Consider the following 17,100-nt stretch of genomic DNA (forward strand, 5'->3'; position numbering starts at 1 on the left):
CTTGTACACCAAGTTAAGCAAAAGCTGCTCCCTTCGTCGGTAAACATCTCGAAGGGGCCAGCAACCACGGCGCATAGAAATGCATCTTCTCCTTGGGGGAAAAGATAACCATTTTTAGCTCAACAAAGTAGCTCAATGGACATTGTATTCTTTGCAGGGGGGCAAACAAAACTTGATTGGGACGTAAAACCTCTGCAACGTAACCTTGTTAAGGAAGCTGAGGAGCAGTGTCCGTCAGTTTCGAGTTCTCCAAGGGTATTGCGCGATACGGTAGGAAGAGAGTTTTAAATTGCCCAAAACTGACTTTCAAAAACAATGGGTGCGGGCGCTGACCGGCTATGACAACTGCATCAAACAAATTTTGGATAATGATGCGTTTGGGCTTAAGGCCAAGGATGTCTCCATTAGCTCGAAAATCGGAAACCATCTGAAGGGCTTGGATGATGCAAGCGGCATGGTGGATTGGTTTGACAAGGAAACAGCCTTTAGTAAGAGCAACGAAATTCCCGCCCTTATGCGTCGGATTGGGGTTATTCAGGGGGCGCTGAAGAAGTCCGCAAAAAAGGCCAAGCTCGCTTGGTACGAAGGCGGCGAAGCTCCCGGAGATTTAGCAGATTCTATTTCGGGCATTCTTGTGAGCATTGAAGCCAGACGCAAACGCTTGATCAAGGCGCAGACCACACAAGAGACCGTGGCTAATGTTGCGCTGCTGACCAAAGGAGAGGTCCGCCAATACTCAAACGTCAATCCAGCAAAGGTTAGTAGCTTCGTTGTTGAGGTTGAGATGAAGCTGCCATCCGATCTTCTGGACGATCTTGTCAAGGGTGTGGAGGGAGTGAGCCTGGCCACGATGCAGCGCGTTGCAGAGGCTGAAATTTCGAAAAAGTACAAGAAGAAGGCGCTGGACGAGGTCCAATTTGTGCATCTGAACGTTCTGGAATGGGATGGTTTGGAAACTTTGGCGAACAAAAACTTGCAACAATACACATCGAAGGCCGGGGATGACTGCGTAAAAGCCATAGAGAACCACTGGAAGAACCTTTTGAAAGGGCGGGATGCTCTAAAGGCGATGCGGATTAAGTGCGCTAAGAAAATCGCTTTTGGTGTTCTGAGCCTCAGCGCAGGGGCAGTGGCCTGTGTGGCGTCCTTTGGCACAGCCATTATTGTTTACGGCAAAATGATCAAGGACTTGGTGGGTATCGCGCTGACGATAAAGAAGCTGGCGCAAAGTGCCGATGCGGCGGCGGCCGATGTACAAAAGAAAGTTGCAGCCATTTCCAAAGCGCTGGAAGCTGGAACTGCTGCAAGTCCTTCAGCAAATGCTAAGGAGCTATTGTCAATTTTGGGTGTTCCATTTTTGAAGAGCTGTAAAGCTGCCGAAGATGACATGACCAAGCTTTTGGCTAAAACCCATCAGGTGCGTGACAAGGCCAAAGAGTTGCTGGGTGGTGCTGAGAGTGGGATGAACCAACTCACCCATATGGAGCATTTGATTACCAAAAAATTGGGCGTGGAGAAGAGTGACAAACTCAAAACCCTGCAAAAGTTGAGAATTGCGAATGCTGAACTCATCGAAAAAGCGGTTTCTGTGCTGAACGCACACGAGCTACATATGGAGCTCTATAATGCGGCTGAAACTGCCGTAGATGCCTATAAAGAAGCGCAAAGTTCCAGTTTTCCAATCATCCGTGGTGCTGTGAATTCGGCCAATGAAGCAAATGCATTGAAAGGTGCAGTTGATAATCTTGCCAAGATTGCCGGTGCTTTGACCTAAGATTGGGGAGCAACCTGGCAGGGACAAATTGGCGTTCCTGGCAAGACCAATTTGGAACTACTTTCGAATTTTCAGTGGGAACACTATTCGAGTATCGGATAACTGTATCAGGGTCGTTCACAGTCGCATGAAAATTAGCACCAAATGCAGGTCAAGTTTCTCCAGTGCAGTAAGGGGGCTTTTGGCGCCTGCATGATGCGTTTATGTCTCACCGCAAGACTGGTGGCTACTCTCCACCGGGGCCAGTCTATGGGCTAGCTTTGTTCAGGGGCAGGTTGTTTCTTGTACGTTAGTTTTGTTTCTACGGTGTGAGCACTTCAAGGCCCAAATGTGGGCTGATGCCGTAGAGAAGCAGCGTCTTAACCGGTGATAGCTCTGGGCCGTAGCACCTAGTTTGAGCAATTCCTTTGGTCACACAACTTCGCTAGCGCAATGATGGTTTTAGCCGCATTGAAAAGACCGAAAGCTTCATGTTGGCGGCCGAAAAGCGGCTTTCAAATTTACTTATTTGGCAAATTTCCTTGCTTATGTAGAAAATCACATGATTGTGTTCGAATGGGTATTGAAATCGGGGAACAGAATACATGGAAAATCGTTTGCGAAAAATCACCATTGTGGGCGGCGGCACGGCAGGTTGGATGACCGCGCTAAACCTGGATATGATGTTTTCTCGAACGTCCGCGCCTAAGGATTGCCCGCGCATCTGTCTGATTGAGAGCCCCAATATCGCCACCGTGGGTGTCGGCGAGGCCACGGTTCCGCGCATGCCGCGCATGATCCGTGAGGCAGGCATTTCAGAGCGGGACTTTTTCCGTGAGACCAATGCGTCGTTCAAGCTGGGCGTAAAGTTTTGCAATTGGAACGTGGACGCGAAGGGTAATCGCATCGATTATGTGAACCCTTTTGCCCACGGTCAGATGATGCATGGGCTAGAGGCCGCCGAATATTTCTTGCGCTTTGGCAATGGGGATCGAGATTTTACCCAGTCCATTTCGCCACACGATCATCTAGGCCGCCTATGCAAAGGCGCGCGTCAATTGAGGCAGCCCGAGTTTGAGCAGCGGTTTGGGTATGCGTATCACCTGGATGCAGTTAAATTTGCAGGCATGCTCACCAAGATCTGCACCAAGCGCGGTGTCGAGCATATCCAAGATGAAGTGCAATCGGTGGAGTTGGATGAGCAGGGCAACGTCAGCCATCTGATGCTAGAACGTAAGGGTCGTCATGACATCGAAATGGTCATAGACTGCACCGGGTTTCGCGGGTTGATAATCAACAAAGCACTTGGCGAGCCGTTTGTGGATTACTCGGACTATCTGCCCAACGATCGCGCCCTCGCTTTGCAAATCGAACACCCCGATCCAGAGAAAATCGAAAGCCTCACGCGATCGACTGCACTTGGTGCGGGATGGACATGGCGGGTGCCGCTCTACAATCGTGTGGGAACGGGCTATGTGTTCTCCTCCGCCCATCGTACGGATGATCAGGCGGCTGATGAATATCTCGAATGGCTAGGGGACAGTGGTAAAGGTGCGACGCCGCGCGTGATCCCGTTGCGCATCGGGCGAGTGCGCAATGCATGGGTCAAGAACTGCGTGGCGATCGGTCTGTCCGGCGGGTTTATTGAGCCGTTAGAGAGTACTGCGATTCATATGATTGATCATGCGGTGCGCTGGTTTGCAGAGCACTTGCCCACGCGAGACATCGATCCTTCCCTGCGGACAAGGTATAACCGGCAAGTAAATAAGCTCAATGAAGAGGTTCTGGATTTCATCTGTCTGCACTATCGGTTGGGCAACCGCACGGATGATCAGTATTGGATCGACGCGCGCACAGATCTGAAAATATCGGACCGGTTGGCCGAGAACCTGGATCTGTGGCAGCACCGCCTGCCAATGGACCACGATATCGAGTTCGCTACGCTATTTAATTTTCGCGTTTATCAGGCGGTTCTTTTGGGGAAACAGGTCTATGATACAGGTTATGGCGCTGGTATCCGCGATCGTCTGCGTCCGTTGAAGAAACCGGTTTGGTTCCAGGGGATGAAGGGTGCGAAAGCCGATCTTGCGCAGATTATCAAAACGATGCCAGATCACAAAACGCTACTGCGCGATATCCGGGGAGAGCTGAAGCAACCCGCCTTTGGTATGGGGGCGGCGACGAAGCCAACAGTGGCGATGCCTGGCGAGGCGCCGCCCCCCCTGACAGTCTTGAACATGCCGAACCTCGCGGAAATCCAAAGCGGCGAGAAGGATTTGCAACTGTTCTAGAACTCTTCTGCGTTCGGCGCTGAGAGTACTTTGAGATAGCGATGAGGGTCGGGGCGTTAACCCCCGACTCTCTGCGCAGCTATCAATGTTGAATGTCGCGGGGATGGGGGCGCCCCTACCTGTTTATCGCATGCCCAATGCAGTGAATATCGACATGGTCAACAGGTGTGACTTGGCTGTTCACTTCGTTGAGCAGGTCAATATCGTTCAGGTTACAACATCAGCAGACTGGGCGAGGCAGTGGGGCGGGGGCTGTACTGGTTTTCTGCAGGATGGCTTCTGGACATCGCTTGGCGCTGGGCCTGTTTGGTTCCCGGGCGGAGGGTTTTGTTGAGGGGGGACTGCGCTGACCCGTTCGGTTATCCGTGTGGGACGTTCTGCGGGATGTGGGGTGGTGCGCAAAGGGGCTGAATTTGTGTTGAAAAACATGCGCCGGGATAATTTGTCGAAATATGCGCTGTGCACTTTATGCTTGTGAGCCTTTGAGTAGACGGTAGTTTTGCGAAAAATCAACTACGGGGTGAGAAGATGTTCGGTTCACTGGTGAAGAATATATCTACTGGGTTCATTGCTGCATGTTCTGTTTTCTTTTTGACGATCATATCGACAGGAGCCATCGCCATGGGAGAGGTGACGGTAAAGAAGCGAGTAATAATTTTTTCAGCGATGAACGACGCAGAAATTGACGCCTTTTACACTCTCCTAGAGCAAACAAACCCTGATATAGACGGGTTGTTCAGGCCCCAGAGTTTCGACGAAACGGACACTGTTGTTTATTTGCTAGATTCATGGAGTGCCGCGCAGAATGCACCGGGCGCACAGGAGCTGCCATATATTTTTGAGCGGGTCTATCAAGTCAAAAGCCCAGCTTTGGCTCATGGCACTTATATCGAACTAAATGACGGTCGTTTCTTACAATTCATTTTTTACTCTCTTTCCGATGGCGGCTACGCGCCACTAAAGTGCTTTGCTCTTCATCTGGCTATTGAGATTAAACGTGAGCTGGGTGATGAATTTCAAAATAATACCTTTAGTGATTGCACCGAGTGAGCTGGACTAAAAATTGGGCGATATTATTGACATTCTAGAGGACAACAGCGGATCATTTGGTTTAGGTGACGGGATTGATGACAATCAATTTACATTGGCACAAACCAAGATGGCGCGTTCTTAGGGCTTTGTTGCACAAATAGGGTTTAGGTCGGAGTTCCCCTGACACCGGACGGATTTAGCCTACCGCCTCCGTTTTGGGGATGCCAGGTGCAGTAAAGCCGTTGAGGATTGCGGCTCGGATTTGGATCTCTGCGACCTGCCAATCTCTTCGTTTGGTGGGATCTGATCGAGCAGGTCAGGTAGTATGGGTGGGTCACCGATGCTGCAATTGGTGACCTAGATGGAACGTATTTCCAGTGTTTCTTCATCGATACCAATGTGGATCTTGCACCACAGACGGCGTTTGGGGCGGCCGTGCTTGTGCGGGCATTCACTTACCTCCATCCTCCGCTACTGTCTACCAGAAGGTGCAAGGGCACCGATGTGCCTCGGAATGGGACCGCGACCGATAACGGTCTCTGCCGTCGACACCAAGTGCCGAAGTTCGGTAGTGTCCACCTGCTAATGAACCCCAACTATCACGCTGGATTCATGCAGTGAATCCCATCAACCGATTTGTGCAATAAAGCCGCACAGCTGCCTGAAATTGCACGCGAACTGTTGGTGGATCAGAAAACGGCAAAGGGGCTGTTGGATGCGGCTGACCAATGGTGCGTGAAGTTGAGCAGCCTGAAATCTGCCCAACAATTGAAATAACGTTGATTGATGTCAGATTCTTTGGCAAACTAAGAGGAATTTCTGGACGTAAAAAAATTCAAGCAATATTCGGGTGTTTTTAGTAAGCTTGAAGAGTGCCTATGCTTGTAAATTTTCCACCAATATTTTCAATCCGTTGAGTATGGTTCATTAATGGTTTCACACGGTGTGGCTCAGCAAAGGCCATGTGCGTCGGCAGAGTTTTTGGGTCCAAAGGCAGCCTAAACTAAGAGAAAGTTTGGCTCATCTGGTTGGTTTGATTATGCGGCGTGTTGCCTGTGATGCAAGCGGCGCGTTTCGAGTGTCTTTCGTTTGATCCTTTCTCGCTGTTGTAGAATGGCTTTGTCCCGTCAGAAGTAGACGTCGGCAGGTGTGACGTTTTTCAGGCTCTCGTGGTGGCGCTGGTGGTTGTAGTGGTCGACGAAGGCTTCGATCTGGGCTTCGAGATCACCGGGCAGGAAACAGATTACACCCAGCTTGGAGGGGGTGACTGATGGGCTATGCAGCTGCTCGCAATGAGCAGGCGCGAGAGGGCATTGTGCGGTTTGGTGTTGTGACGGCCGTCGATGCCACAACGGCCCGCGCCAAGGTTAGCTTTGGCGGTGAGAGCGAGAGCACCTGGTTGCCTTGGATGGCGGAGCGGGCGGCTGCGATCACAGTTTGGGCACCGGTCTCAATTGGCGAACAGGTGGTTGTGCGGTCTGAATCCGGGGAAACAGCGCAGGGGGTGATCCTTGGTTCGCTGTTCAGTAATGGAAACCCGGCCGCTGGGTCAGCCGAGGCTGTTCATCGCGTCAAAATTGGCGGGTCCTCGATCACTATCACCGGCTCTGCAATCACCTTGTCCAGCAATGGATCGACAATCGTTTTGGACGCCGGGGATGTCGCGATTAACGGCGCCCGGGTTGATTTGAACTGATGACTGCAGTTACGCGCAAAGGCGATAGCTGCACTGGACATGGGCCATATCCGCCACGGGTCAGCACTGGAGGAAGTGGCAATGTGTTTGCCAATGGCATTCCGGTGCATCGCCAAGGCGACAGCTGGGCGGTTCATTGTGATCCTGAGCCTATTTGTCATGGCGGGAGCCTGGCGTCTGGGTCTGGAACGGTAGATGCCAATGGTCAAGAGTTGGGCCGGGTGGGTGATCCGGTGGATTGTGGGTCTTCGGTTGCTGGCGGGTCTGGCGATGTCTTTGCGGGAGGCTAAAATAGCCATCAAAGCAATGGAATGCGTCGGATCTGTTAGGTGAGAATATCTGTGCCGGGCTTCAGGTGTAACTTGATGTTGGTTGGTGATCTGATGCGCCAATAATTTCGGACACCCAAATGCTGAGCCTCAAGTTTGGGTATAAGTTGGGCAGAATATACTCATTTTAGAAAATAACGGTGCTATTTCTACCTAAAGGTGATATCCGTCTCTTATTCAGTTGCTGGAATAACGTGTGGATCCAAAGTTATCAATGATCCTCGGTGTGGTGATTTTAATGTGGCTACAGGCGCGACTTACTAGTGACGCTTGAGCAGCTATTGAACAGCAATTTAGTAGTTTCTGTTCTCAAAGGGAAACCAATATGAAAAATTTTCTTTCCTATTTGATTTTAGGGTCAGTATCGGTGACGGGTGCCTATGCGCAAGATCAGGTTGGTGAAATGCCGTCGTTTAATCTGGAAATGTTTGGTGCAGTAGATGACGTTGGTGCCGGGCTCAGAGCTTTGAGCGTTTCCAAACACAGTGAAAGAGTAATTGAGTGGCAGATAATTAAATCTGGAGACTTTGAGGTCGATTATGATTCAGGCTTCGACGAAGTACTTCAGCGTGGGCTCGAGCCGGTGATATGTGAAAATTGCGATGCTTGGGAGTTGCCGAGTAAGCCGGTAGTTCGCCTCAACGACGCCGGGCACGCTGAACTCGCAGGCGTGGAGTTTTGTCCAGACTGTACAGAAGTGGACCCTCTGCCTGAATGTGAAAGCCAGCTTAAGGACATGGGTTATTCTGGTTACCGAATGCAGGCATCACCTAGGTATGTTGCTGATTTTCTGGATAATGGCCCAGTAGATTTTAATGCAGAAAAAATTGTTATCATGGGCGAATTGAGCGACACTAATCTGATGGGGATGTTAGAAAGTGAAATTGCCGAATATGCAGGCATTGTAGCAGCGGAACTATGCCCAAACTGTACAGATGTCGACCCTCTGCCAACTGGTTGTGATAACGATGAAGGTTGACCTAAGAATAGTTTTGGCAATAGTCGCTTTTTTTGTTGTGCTTATTTTAGTGTTACCTTGGCTGATTTTAGAGTGGAGTTGGGTCGAAATGTCGAATTCGGCGTCGAGCCTACCTAGTTGCTCAGTTGGCGCGGAATCTGATGCTGAGCTTTGCAAAGTCGAATACAATATGCTCATCAAGCAAATCAGAGGAGACTATCAAGCGTGGTCCATGGAAAACCGCGCAACAGCATTGTTATGGCAACAGGCATCAACCATAGCGACGTTTGTTTTGGTTAGTGGTGTTATTTTTGCTGGGGTAGGGCTCGCGATTTTTGAATTCATTAAAGGAAGCTCAGGAAATACGACACTGAAGTTCGGTTCGGATGGTGTAGAAGTGAGCTCTGAAATAATTGGGATCATTATTCTCACGCTTTCTCTGGGATTTGCCTATATCTACATTGATAGATTGTATCCGATAAGTGAGATTGGTCGGGTCGAAGAGCCGGAAGACAAACGTGCTGAAACAAGTAAATGATGGGATATCCCGAGCTCGCTGCAAAAACTTTAAACCTGCAAAAGCAAAGGGAAAACCGCCAGAGGTCTTTCCACTGACCCTATGACCATGATCGCGCATGATTGGTCTCAACGCATCCACTGGTAAGCAGCTTTCCGGCATGGCGCATTTGCGCCAGTCGGTGCGCGATATCCTGACCACCCCCATCGGCACCCGCGTGATGCGCCGCGATTATGGCAGCCGTCTCTATCGGCTTATTGATGCGCCGATGAGCGATGCCACCCGCTTGGACATGATTGCAGCCACATACGAAGCGCTCGAGATCTGGGAGCCGCGATTGCAACTTGATCAGGTGTCCGTGGATATGCCTGCGCCTGGTGAGGTCCTGATCTCGCTGGATGGGCAGTATCTGCCGACAGGCCAGCACGTCACCCTTGATGGAATTGAGGTGCACTGATGGCAGGTGGGTTTACTGCAATTGATATGTCCCAACTGCCAGCGCCAAATGTGGTGCTGCCGGTGAACTACGAGGTGACGCTTGCGGCAATGCTGGCTGAGCTTCGCGCCCGCGATCCAGTCTTTGACGCCTTGGTTGAGAGTGATCCCGCTTACAAGATTCTGGAAATCGCGGCCTATAACAAAACGATAACCGAACAGCGTGTAAATGATGGTGCGCGCTCCGTTATGCCTGCCTATGCCACGGGTCGTGATCTGGATCAGATTGCCGTGCGTTTTGGGGTCGTGCGACTGACGATTGCTCCAGGTGATGATGACGCATTGCCACCTGTGCCAGCGGTTCTGGAAAGCGATCAGGATTTCCGTCGCCGTATGCTGCTCGCATTTGAAGGATTCAGCAGTGCAGGCCCAGCCGGTGCCTATATCTTCCACGCGCTGGGGGCTGACCCCGATGTTGCAGATGCCAGGGTGCAGAGTCCAGCACCAAGCGAAGTGCTGGTATCGATCTTGTCGCGCTCTGGCAACGGCACTGCAGTTGCCGCGCTAGTCGCAAAGGTTCTGGCCGATTTGAGCGCGGATGATGTGCGGCCGCTGACTGATCAGGTGACGGTATAGGCTGCAACTATCGTGGATTATTCCATTGTAGCCACGCTGACGGTGTTGCCCGGTCCTGACAGCACGGTGGTGCGCCAGTCAGCAGAGGATGCGGCGACAGCCTATGCGACAACCCAAAACCGACTGGGCCGCGATGTAACCCTGTCCGGGCTTTACTCTGCTTTGCATCAGCCTGGGGTTCAGAATGTGACCCTGACAAGCCCGGCAGCAGATATCGTTATCGGAGAGGCACAAGCGTCCTTTTGCACCAGTGTTACCGTAACAGTTGGGGGCATTAGTGCCTGAGAGCCTGTTACCTCATAATGCGACCAGCCAGGAACGCGACATCGAGGCGGTGACCGGCCCGGCACTGGCTCCAGCATTCTCGCTGCAGACACTCTGGGACCCGGAAAACTGCCCCGAGGAACTGCTGCCCTGGCTGGCCTGGTCGTTCTCTGTCGACAACAGGGACCCTGACTGGGCCAGTGAAGACAAGCGGGCAGTGATCGCGGGTTCCGTACAAGTGCACCGACATAAAGGGACTGTGGGCACCGTGAAACGGGCTCTTGCTGCAGCGGGTTATGGAACGGCACGGATTATCGAAGGCAAACCCAGCTTTTTGCATGAAGGCAGCCATCTTTATGATGGCGAGGAAATCTATGAAGGCCCTGATCACTGGGCCGAATACCGGATTTATCTGGACCGGCCCATCACGTTAGATCAGGCCGCCCAGGTGCGCGAGATCCTGACCAATGTTGCCCCGGCGCGCTGTCACCTCAAGGGGCTGTACTTCACCCAAGCCGCACATCGCTATAACGCCGCCGTGTCTTACGACGGCAGCTATACCCACGGAGTTATCCTATGACCAACTTGCCTGAGGTCGCCGACTGGGCTGCCGGGATCTATCAAATTGAGATGACTGACCCTGTGCTGGGCGGCCCGCCTAACATTGAAACCGGCGCGGGAATTGCCAATGTGCAGGCCAAGCAACTTGCAGAGCGCACAGCATGGCTGAAAGCGCAAATCGCGACGGCTGTGGCGACGGTGATTGCGACCGGTACTGGGCTAGATGGCGGCGGCTCGCTTGACGGTGGTCTGACCCTTTCGGCGGATCTGGCCGATAAGGCTATCGCTGAGGCGGGGACGAACAGCCTCAAACTGATGACGGCTTTGCGCACTAAGCAGGCCATCGATGTTGCAATCGATGCACTGGTTGGTGCTGCGCCTGCGCAACTGGATACGCTCAACGAACTCGCCACGGCCATCTCTGATAATGGAGATATGTCAGCAGCTCTGACCGCTTTGATTGGCACCAAACTGGATGCTGCGAGCTATACTGCGTCCGACGTTCTGGCCAAGCTTTTGACGGTCGATGGTGCAGGTTCAGGTCTAAACGCTGACAAGCTGGACGGGGTGTCGTCTGGAAGCTTTGTAAAAACCAGCCGCTCAATTACTGCAGGCAGTGGTTTGACCGGCGGTGGTGCACTGGGAGGAGACATGACCATATCGGCGTCTATAGCGACACAGGCCCAAGCCGAAGCTGGAACGGACAATGCTAGGCTAATGACGTCGCTGCGTACCCATCAGGCGATCAAAGCGTTGCAATCAAATGCATTGCCAACAGCTTGGGTGAACTTCAACGGGCAGGGCACAGTTGCGATCAGAGAGGCCTTTAACGTCTCGAGCAACACCGATTTGGGTGCAGAGGTCTATAGGGCAAACTTTGCAAACCAAATGGCAAACACCAATTACGCTGTCTTTCCCGTGCCCGCGAATGCCTTAACAGTCTCAGATGAGCGCAACTTTACCTATCTCGTAAACAAAACTCTCAGCTACGTGGAGATCAGCAATGTTAATTTCAACGGTGTCCCAGGCGATTGGGACAACGTTTCCATCTTGATCATGGGTGGCGCGGGACTTTGACGCCATTGCCAAACCTGGGGATGGACGCATTGTCATGGCAAAGCGGGGCGAAAACCTGACAGCATCCGGGCAAGCCATGCCAATTTTGCTGTTGACGCAGAAGAAGGTGAGCCGCTGGCGCTATCGCAATAGCGTGAAAGCCAAAGCTGGATCTGTTGTTGCTGTGTATCAGGATCTCGCTGAGGGCAGGCCGCAGGAGTGCACAGCGGGCGAGGGGGAGCCTGTACGCAGGTTAAAGCGCCGGTTCCCAAACAAGGATGCAGCCCAAACAGCTGCGGAGTCAGAATTCCAAAAACTGCAGCGTGCTGGGCGGTCCTTGTTGGTCGCAATGCCAGGTGATCCCGATGCCATGGCAGAGGGGAAACTGCTTGCGGCCGGGTTCCGATCTTACATCGATGGAGAATGGCTGATCACCCGTGCGACCCACAGCCTCGACAGTGGTGGCTATCGCACCAGCGTTGAAACCGAGCAGATGAAGTAGGCTCGAACCGTGTTTCGGCAACCAGTTGGACAATGTGGTGATGTCGGGGAACAGAACGGGACCGAAACATGAATGTTGCGAAACGTGTTGCGAGCGCTTTTTTCGGCGCTTGGGAATGTCATGTAAGTGATTGATTTTAAATGGAGGCGAGTACGAGAATCGAACTCGTGTACACGGATTTGCAATCCGCTGCGTCACCACTCCGCCAACTCGCCTAAGTCGCTGTGGTGCAGGCGTATTAGGTGATTCCATGAAAGAGCGCAAGGCCCTCTGGCAATCAGTTTGCCACAGGTTCTTGCGCTTTTCTTGTTGTGAACCTGACCGTTCAATCACCTATGCCTTTTGATAGGCGGGTGTGGCTTTTCTGGCGCACGGCGCGGGCACCTTCGACCGCCCCGAATACCCATCGTCAACCTGGGCTACCGATCTTCTTTCATTGATGAGCCGCCGGGAGCATCCAATCGCCAATAACTTGAGAAAGAGGCCGATTCCATAGCGGCCGTGGCAATGCGGGGATATTGGTGCTTGGGTGGGTGATGGACCATTGTCTCAGCCCGATCCTGACAAGCAGAAGGTCAAGGTGCCGTTAGTCGGTCGAGAAGCAAGCCAGAAAGCAATACAAAGGTCAATGGCGGAGCGAATTCGTACCGGAAATGTTGGACGGGCCTGAAGTTATTCTTACATTTCGAATGTCGAGCTACATTCATTTCTGTAGCAAGTGTGCCTCCAGTCCAGCATTACATGGTAGAGCGATTGGAAAACCGGGGCGATCAAGCGCCCCGGTTTATTTTACTTAGCGGAACAGTGTCATGATCGACTGTGGCGCACCATTTGCGATTGAGAGGGACTGCACAGCCAGCTGCTGCTGGGTTTGCAGGGCCTTCAATCGAGCAGAAGCCTCTTCCATGTTGGTGTCGGTCATCGAGCTGACACCCATCTTCATGGAGTCTGTCAGCTTACCGACAAAATCACCCTGGTCCTTCAGACGCGCGGTATCGGATCCCAGTGCGGCGGCACCAGTGATGGCCACGGTCAAGAAGCCTTCGATTTCACCTAAAGCTGTGGCCGCAGTGGTGACATCTGCAATTGATGTTAGGTTAGCTGCCAAGTCAACATTGGCTTCAAAATCTACTGTAGTAACTGTGATTTCGGTTGCTGTTGGGGTGCCTGTTGCTCCAACGCGGTCAAGGGATGCCAGAACACCCAAGGAGGTAGCACCATTGCCATCAACGTCAGTGGCCAACAGGTTGGCACCATTGAACTGGGCGGCACCAATGATGGCAGCAACCTGTTCAGTCTTCGCGTCGATGTCGTTTTGGATCTTGGTGTGGTCGACGTTTTCAGACTGAGCAGATACGATCAGCTCTTTGATTTCAGTCAGCTTTTCAACGATCTGTTCAGCACCAGCCGAAGCAACCGAAACAGTGGCTTCACCAACTGACAGGCTTTCGGAGATGGCTTCAAAACCCGCGATATCGGATTCCATTGTTTTCGAAATCGCCCATACAGCGGCGTTGTCGCTGGCGGATCCAACGCGTTTACCGGTGGAGATTTCGTTTTGGGCAGTGGTCAGATTGTCATTCACAGACTGCAGAGTCTGAAGTGCAACCATTGCGCCATTGTTTGTCAGAATGCTTGTCATTTGTAGTGCTCCTAGTGGTCACTTTTGCTCGAAATAGGGGCCCGCTTTGAGGTCTTCTTCGAAACTGTTGATGGGGGTCATTCTGACATTACGCTTGACCCTCAGGTCTGCATGCCACCCTTGGTACAAGGTGCAATTGGACACTAGTTGTAGACAAGAAAACAAATCGCTAACGCAAATTCGGATTTAGAGAAAGCACACAAAATTTCGTGGTCGGCGAAAATCCTATCGCATGTTCTTGCTCGGGAGCTGAGAGAGTTCAAAATAGGTGTAAATCACATGAAGTTATGTTTTTTCAATGTATTAGCTTGATGTTGGTTGCCTGAGAAAAGCATCCTATCCGTGCGTTTTGAAGAGCTTTCTCACTTTAAGGTTGTCAATAATTTGTCCTATTTCAACAAAAAACAATTGTGCCACCACGCCGTCAACGCGCCGCCTAAGCCGTGTGGTGTGATTCAAGACAAGCGTCCGTGCCGTGCGAAGGCTCAATTCTCGCAACAACACTGTTGTGTTTTCTACCTGGTCCCAGCCGCACCCGCGCAAGCCTGGAGGGCTCTAGCAATTAACGCGGCGGTGCCGGGGAGGGCGCCGGTCACGTTCAAGGGCGTGTCGTGGATCCCTGCCGCGATAAGGGACTGTGGAACATCGGTGCGGCTGTGATCCCCGGCTTGGGCGAAAAAGGGGAGGCACAGGGCGCGGTCTGTCAAGATCCTGGCAGCTGCCTCAATTGTTGGATCCTGTTCCACAAATCCAAGCGTAATCCGGGCGCAGGGCAGCAGGGGACGCAGGACCTTTGCAAAAACTTCGGCGGCCTCGGCGGCCTTGGGGCCACGCGCCGAGCCATGTGCAGCCAGTAACAGGTCATAGGTTTGACCGGTCCAGCCGCGTTGGGCAACTTCGTGATCCAGTGCTGAAGCGACAAGCGCGGGCAGGGCAGGGTCAAGCCCAAAGGGGCAGGCCATCTGATGTGGGATGTCGCCGATCCGGCTGGGCAGTACTTTGCCAACAAACCAGCCGCGGGCCATAAAAAACGGATAGATGACAGTGCCGGGTGTCAGTTCAGATTCAAACCGACCCGGTGTTGATAAAGTGGCCGACCGGATCTGCCAGTCTGGCAATAGATCCTGCACCCGTGCCGCCAACCGCGCCAGTGCTGCCTCGGGTGACTTAGGGGCCGAAGGTTGGCCATGGGCGGTGATCAGGGCTATGGGGCGGGCGTTTGGCATTATCATTTGGCTGGCTTTTTGGGCTGAATTTTGAAAGCGCTAGTTGGCGTTTTTGGTCCACCACCCTCCGGGCTTTTTACGCGCTCCATGGGATTTGGATAACCGCAACGCCAGATGGCGCAGTGGGGACAGGGCAAGTTTGAGCCACAACCTATGTTGTGGCTTGGTATAGTCGCGGTTGAAGGGACAAACCCGCATGCAGATGGCGCAGTCCGAGGACAGCTTGGCCCAGAACGAGAAGCATTTCTCGGCATCAGACGTCCATTTGCGCACGCCTTTGATCGCCGAGACATTGCTGCCGCCCACCTCAGGCGGGCCAAAGGGCAAGGCTTTGACCGGGCAGGCAGTGGCGCATTTGGTGCAAATGTCGCAAAAATCGCGCACACCTTTGGGGTTGGCACTGTCATGGGATAGCGGCAGGTTGGTGAAGATCTTGGAGAACCGCAAACGGGGGCCAAATTCAGGGGTGATGACCATCTGGTTGCGAGCATATTCGCCCAGACCGGCCTTGACCGCATAGGGGATGACCAACCCGGTGTCATTCATTGAGGGGACAGCCTCATACCCTAAATTGCGGATATAGGCGGCCAGTTGCATCACAATGGATGCTTCGTGGCTATACTCGCGCCCCGTCGCTGCCCCGGCCAGTGCAGACGGGTAGGTGGCGACAAGCTCCTCGTCCATCTCATGGCCCAGAACAATCACGTTTGTCAGGCCCTCTGGCAAATCATGCGGCGCGTCAGTCATGTCGCGAGTATCAACGCGGCTGGTATACAGCCAGCGTTCATCCAGATCGGTGACACCACAGAGATCAGCACCAAAGAACTTGGCGATACGTTTGATCTCAGCCGACATTTGCGTCGGGTCATCAACCTCAATGGTTTCATCGGCAACAGGGGTGTCAGATTGGATCGGCGCCTGAAACCCCTGACGCAGGCCCTGATCTGCGGTGCGGTTCGACACCATGTCCGAGATCAGCCAAGAGGCGTTGCGCAGGGCGAAATCACGGCGGCTAAACCCATCACCACGGCGTGGCGCGGCTTCCATCCGGTAGGAGGCAAAGAATTTAGCACTGTGTTTTGAGATCACCCGATCATCCCAAAAGGCACGGGTGAAAATGTCGTTGCGCTGGGCAAAGCCCTCAAAATCATCGGTGACGTCGATGCCAGCGTTGGCGTCGCCATCACGTTGGGGCGGAGTGTTGTTGGGCCAGACCATGTCGCGAAGCTAGCGACCCGTGCAGGGGGGCGCAACATCTTCTGTGGCCGCCAATCCCCGGGAAGTATCCCGCCCTGTTTTCAGGAGAAAATCGCAGTGATCCAATCCCGTACGTGCATTTCTTCGGCGCTGTTGGGGCCCGATCCTGTGGTCGGCATCAAGTAATGTCCCTGACCCATAGGTATCTCAAAATCCTTCACCCGTGTAATCCGACCCTGATCCAAAGCTGCTTGCGCGTACCGGTGCATGATCATTGCCACACCTGCACCCGCTGCGGCCATCTCGATGGCGGCCAGTGATGTATCCGTCAACAAGTCGGCGTGACCATCCTTTGGGTCCAATTCGTGGCTCTTGGAGAAGCGCAGCCAATTGTCTTGGTAGCCATGAATGTGAATCAGGTTTTGGCTGAGAATATCGCGGGCATTGGTCAGTTGGGCGGCCAGTCTCGGCGAGGCCACTGGAATCACATGTTCAGTGGAGAGCAGATGAGCGCGACGGTCAAACCAGCTGGAGGGCCCAAGGCGCAGGTCGATGTCCACATCATTGTCACTGGTGCTATCCGCCCAGATTGCAGAGATCAGCCGCAGTTTGATGTGTGGGTGCTGGATCTGAAATTCACTAAGACGCGGTGCGATCCACAAGACTGCGGTTGAGATCGGGGCCCGCAGGGTAATGACGCGGGCTTCCATGGGGCGCAGCAATCCGCGGGTGGAATAGGCAATATCATCCAGTGCCTGCGCGACGGTTGGGTAATAGGCATGACCCAATGCCGTCAATTCCAGATGACGGGCACGACGCAGGAAGAGCGCGACGCCGAAACTCGCCTCCAGACTGCGGATCTGATGCGAGACAGCGGCTTGGCTTAACCCCAGCTCTTCGGCGGCGGCGGTAAAACTGCGCAACCGGGCTGACGCCTCAAATGCACGCAGCCAGACAAGATTGGGAAGATCGGACATCTGTTGCTAATTTTATTGGGGTCAGGAG

At 53.0% G+C, this 17,100-nt stretch carries 17 protein-coding genes, 1 tRNA gene and 2 pseudogenes; 13 read left to right on the plus strand and 7 right to left on the minus strand.

Annotated elements, in window-relative coordinates:
- Nucleotides 1-289: 289 nt before the first annotated feature.
- The 3 genes from GO984_RS10330 (at nucleotide 290) to GO984_RS10340 (ending at nucleotide 5,094) form a co-directional block, all read left to right on the plus strand.
- Nucleotides 290-1,774, plus strand: coding sequence for a hypothetical protein (locus GO984_RS10330; RefSeq protein ID WP_157022459.1), 1,485 nt, complete (start codon nucleotides 290-292; stop codon nucleotides 1,772-1,774).
- Nucleotides 1,775-2,358: 584 nt separating this feature from the next.
- Nucleotides 2,359-4,044 (plus strand): tryptophan halogenase family protein, encoded by a 1,686-nt coding sequence (locus GO984_RS10335; protein WP_157022460.1) that lies wholly within the window; start codon nucleotides 2,359-2,361, stop codon nucleotides 4,042-4,044.
- Between the two features lie 528 nt (nucleotides 4,045-4,572).
- Nucleotides 4,573-5,094, plus strand: a complete 522-nt coding sequence (locus tag GO984_RS10340) for a hypothetical protein (protein ID WP_245231068.1) — start codon at nucleotides 4,573-4,575, stop codon at nucleotides 5,092-5,094.
- A 264-nt stretch (nucleotides 5,095-5,358) separates the two neighbouring features.
- Here the strand turns inward: GO984_RS10340 and GO984_RS10345 are convergent.
- Together GO984_RS10345 and GO984_RS10350 are read right to left on the minus strand one after the other, a co-directional pair.
- A pseudogene (locus GO984_RS10345) lies at nucleotides 5,359-5,654 on the minus strand (transposase); the annotation flags it as partial.
- A gap of 459 nt (nucleotides 5,655-6,113) precedes the next feature.
- Nucleotides 6,114-6,314, minus strand: a pseudogene (locus GO984_RS10350) (integrase core domain-containing protein); the annotation flags it as partial.
- A gap of 32 nt (nucleotides 6,315-6,346) precedes the next feature.
- Here GO984_RS10350 and GO984_RS10355 point away from each other — a divergent pair.
- The 10 genes from GO984_RS10355 (at nucleotide 6,347) to GO984_RS23615 (ending at nucleotide 12,030) form a co-directional block, all read left to right on the plus strand.
- A complete protein-coding gene (locus tag GO984_RS10355; RefSeq protein ID WP_157022461.1) occupies nucleotides 6,347-6,772 on the plus strand; it encodes a phage baseplate assembly protein V in 426 nt (141 codons plus the stop codon).
- Complete coding sequence (locus tag GO984_RS10360; protein WP_157022462.1) at nucleotides 6,772-7,062, plus strand: PAAR domain-containing protein; 291 nt, start codon at nucleotides 6,772-6,774, stop codon at nucleotides 7,060-7,062. Before GO984_RS10355 ends, GO984_RS10360 begins: the two co-directional genes overlap by 1 nt.
- Nucleotides 7,063-7,426: 364 nt before the next feature.
- The gene (locus GO984_RS10365) at nucleotides 7,427-8,080 is read left to right on the plus strand and encodes a hypothetical protein (RefSeq protein ID WP_157022463.1); all 654 of its coding nucleotides are present in this window, start codon (nucleotides 7,427-7,429) and stop codon (nucleotides 8,078-8,080) included.
- On the plus strand, nucleotides 8,070-8,597 hold the full coding sequence (locus tag GO984_RS10370; protein ID WP_157022464.1) for a hypothetical protein: 528 nt from the start codon (nucleotides 8,070-8,072) through the stop codon (nucleotides 8,595-8,597). The genes GO984_RS10365 and GO984_RS10370 overlap by 11 nt, the downstream gene beginning before the upstream one ends.
- Before the next feature lie 97 nt (nucleotides 8,598-8,694).
- On the plus strand, nucleotides 8,695-9,033 hold the full coding sequence (locus tag GO984_RS10375) for a GPW/gp25 family protein (protein ID WP_157022465.1): 339 nt from the start codon (nucleotides 8,695-8,697) through the stop codon (nucleotides 9,031-9,033).
- 26 nt (nucleotides 9,034-9,059) lie between these two features.
- Nucleotides 9,060-9,647, plus strand: coding sequence for a baseplate assembly protein (locus tag GO984_RS10380; RefSeq protein WP_245231069.1), 588 nt, complete (start codon nucleotides 9,060-9,062; stop codon nucleotides 9,645-9,647).
- 12 nt (nucleotides 9,648-9,659) lie between these two features.
- Entirely contained in the window at nucleotides 9,660-9,932 is a 273-nt protein-coding gene (locus GO984_RS23610; RefSeq protein ID WP_245231070.1) for a baseplate J/gp47 family protein, read from the plus strand.
- Nucleotides 9,925-10,491 (plus strand): phage tail protein I, encoded by a 567-nt coding sequence (locus tag GO984_RS10385; RefSeq protein WP_167740290.1) that lies wholly within the window; start codon nucleotides 9,925-9,927, stop codon nucleotides 10,489-10,491. Before GO984_RS23610 ends, GO984_RS10385 begins: the two co-directional genes overlap by 8 nt.
- Nucleotides 10,488-11,549, plus strand: coding sequence for a hypothetical protein (locus GO984_RS10390; RefSeq protein WP_157022467.1), 1,062 nt, complete (start codon nucleotides 10,488-10,490; stop codon nucleotides 11,547-11,549). Before GO984_RS10385 ends, GO984_RS10390 begins: the two co-directional genes overlap by 4 nt.
- A gap of 34 nt (nucleotides 11,550-11,583) precedes the next feature.
- A complete protein-coding gene (locus GO984_RS23615) occupies nucleotides 11,584-12,030 on the plus strand; it encodes a phage late control D family protein (protein ID WP_167740291.1) in 447 nt (148 codons plus the stop codon).
- A gap of 141 nt (nucleotides 12,031-12,171) precedes the next feature.
- On the opposite strand, the gene GO984_RS10400 is transcribed toward GO984_RS23615, so the two are convergent.
- From GO984_RS10400 to GO984_RS10420, 5 genes are all read right to left on the minus strand, one after another.
- Nucleotides 12,172-12,245: transfer RNA gene (locus GO984_RS10400), tRNA-Cys, on the minus strand.
- A gap of 578 nt (nucleotides 12,246-12,823) precedes the next feature.
- Complete coding sequence (locus GO984_RS10405) at nucleotides 12,824-13,672, minus strand: flagellin N-terminal helical domain-containing protein (RefSeq protein WP_157022469.1); 849 nt, start codon at nucleotides 13,670-13,672, stop codon at nucleotides 12,824-12,826.
- A 515-nt stretch (nucleotides 13,673-14,187) separates the two neighbouring features.
- Nucleotides 14,188-14,904, minus strand: coding sequence for a CbiX/SirB N-terminal domain-containing protein (locus tag GO984_RS10410; protein ID WP_157022470.1), 717 nt, complete (start codon nucleotides 14,902-14,904; stop codon nucleotides 14,188-14,190).
- A gap of 33 nt (nucleotides 14,905-14,937) precedes the next feature.
- Nucleotides 14,938-16,116, minus strand: coding sequence for a 4Fe-4S double cluster binding domain-containing protein (locus GO984_RS10415; protein WP_157022471.1), 1,179 nt, complete (start codon nucleotides 16,114-16,116; stop codon nucleotides 14,938-14,940).
- An 80-nt stretch (nucleotides 16,117-16,196) separates the two neighbouring features.
- On the minus strand, nucleotides 16,197-17,072 hold the full coding sequence (locus GO984_RS10420) for a LysR family transcriptional regulator (RefSeq protein ID WP_157022472.1): 876 nt from the start codon (nucleotides 17,070-17,072) through the stop codon (nucleotides 16,197-16,199).
- Nucleotides 17,073-17,100 lie beyond the last annotated feature (28 nt).

Origin of the sequence: Parasedimentitalea huanghaiensis (genome assembly GCF_009753675.1) — a bacterium.
Lineage (GTDB): Bacteria > Pseudomonadota > Alphaproteobacteria > Rhodobacterales > Rhodobacteraceae > Parasedimentitalea > Parasedimentitalea huanghaiensis.

Excerpts from the sequence above, each read along its gene's own strand:
- GO984_RS10335 (WP_157022460.1), top strand. The coding sequence starts at position 2,359 with ATGGAAAATCGTTTGCGAAAAATCACCATTGTGGGCGGCGGCACGGCA.
- GO984_RS10340 (WP_245231068.1), top strand. The coding sequence starts at position 4,573 with ATGTTCGGTTCACTGGTGAAGAATATATCTACTGGGTTCATTGCTGCA.
- GO984_RS10355 (WP_157022461.1), top strand. The coding sequence starts at position 6,347 with ATGGGCTATGCAGCTGCTCGCAATGAGCAGGCGCGAGAGGGCATTGTG.
- GO984_RS10360 (WP_157022462.1), top strand. The coding sequence starts at position 6,772 with ATGACTGCAGTTACGCGCAAAGGCGATAGCTGCACTGGACATGGGCCA.
- GO984_RS10365 (WP_157022463.1), top strand. The coding sequence starts at position 7,427 with ATGAAAAATTTTCTTTCCTATTTGATTTTAGGGTCAGTATCGGTGACG.
- GO984_RS10370 (WP_157022464.1), top strand. The coding sequence starts at position 8,070 with ATGAAGGTTGACCTAAGAATAGTTTTGGCAATAGTCGCTTTTTTTGTT.
- GO984_RS10375 (WP_157022465.1), top strand. The coding sequence starts at position 8,695 with ATGATTGGTCTCAACGCATCCACTGGTAAGCAGCTTTCCGGCATGGCG.
- GO984_RS10380 (WP_245231069.1), top strand. The coding sequence starts at position 9,060 with ATGTCCCAACTGCCAGCGCCAAATGTGGTGCTGCCGGTGAACTACGAG.
- GO984_RS10390 (WP_157022467.1), top strand. The coding sequence starts at position 10,488 with ATGACCAACTTGCCTGAGGTCGCCGACTGGGCTGCCGGGATCTATCAA.
- GO984_RS23615 (WP_167740291.1), top strand. The coding sequence starts at position 11,584 with ATGGCAAAGCGGGGCGAAAACCTGACAGCATCCGGGCAAGCCATGCCA.
- GO984_RS10405 (WP_157022469.1), bottom strand. The coding sequence starts at position 13,672 with ATGACAAGCATTCTGACAAACAATGGCGCAATGGTTGCACTTCAGACT.
- GO984_RS10410 (WP_157022470.1), bottom strand. The coding sequence starts at position 14,904 with ATGATAATGCCAAACGCCCGCCCCATAGCCCTGATCACCGCCCATGGC.
- GO984_RS10415 (WP_157022471.1), bottom strand. The coding sequence starts at position 16,116 with ATGGTCTGGCCCAACAACACTCCGCCCCAACGTGATGGCGACGCCAAC.
- GO984_RS10420 (WP_157022472.1), bottom strand. The coding sequence starts at position 17,072 with ATGTCCGATCTTCCCAATCTTGTCTGGCTGCGTGCATTTGAGGCGTCA.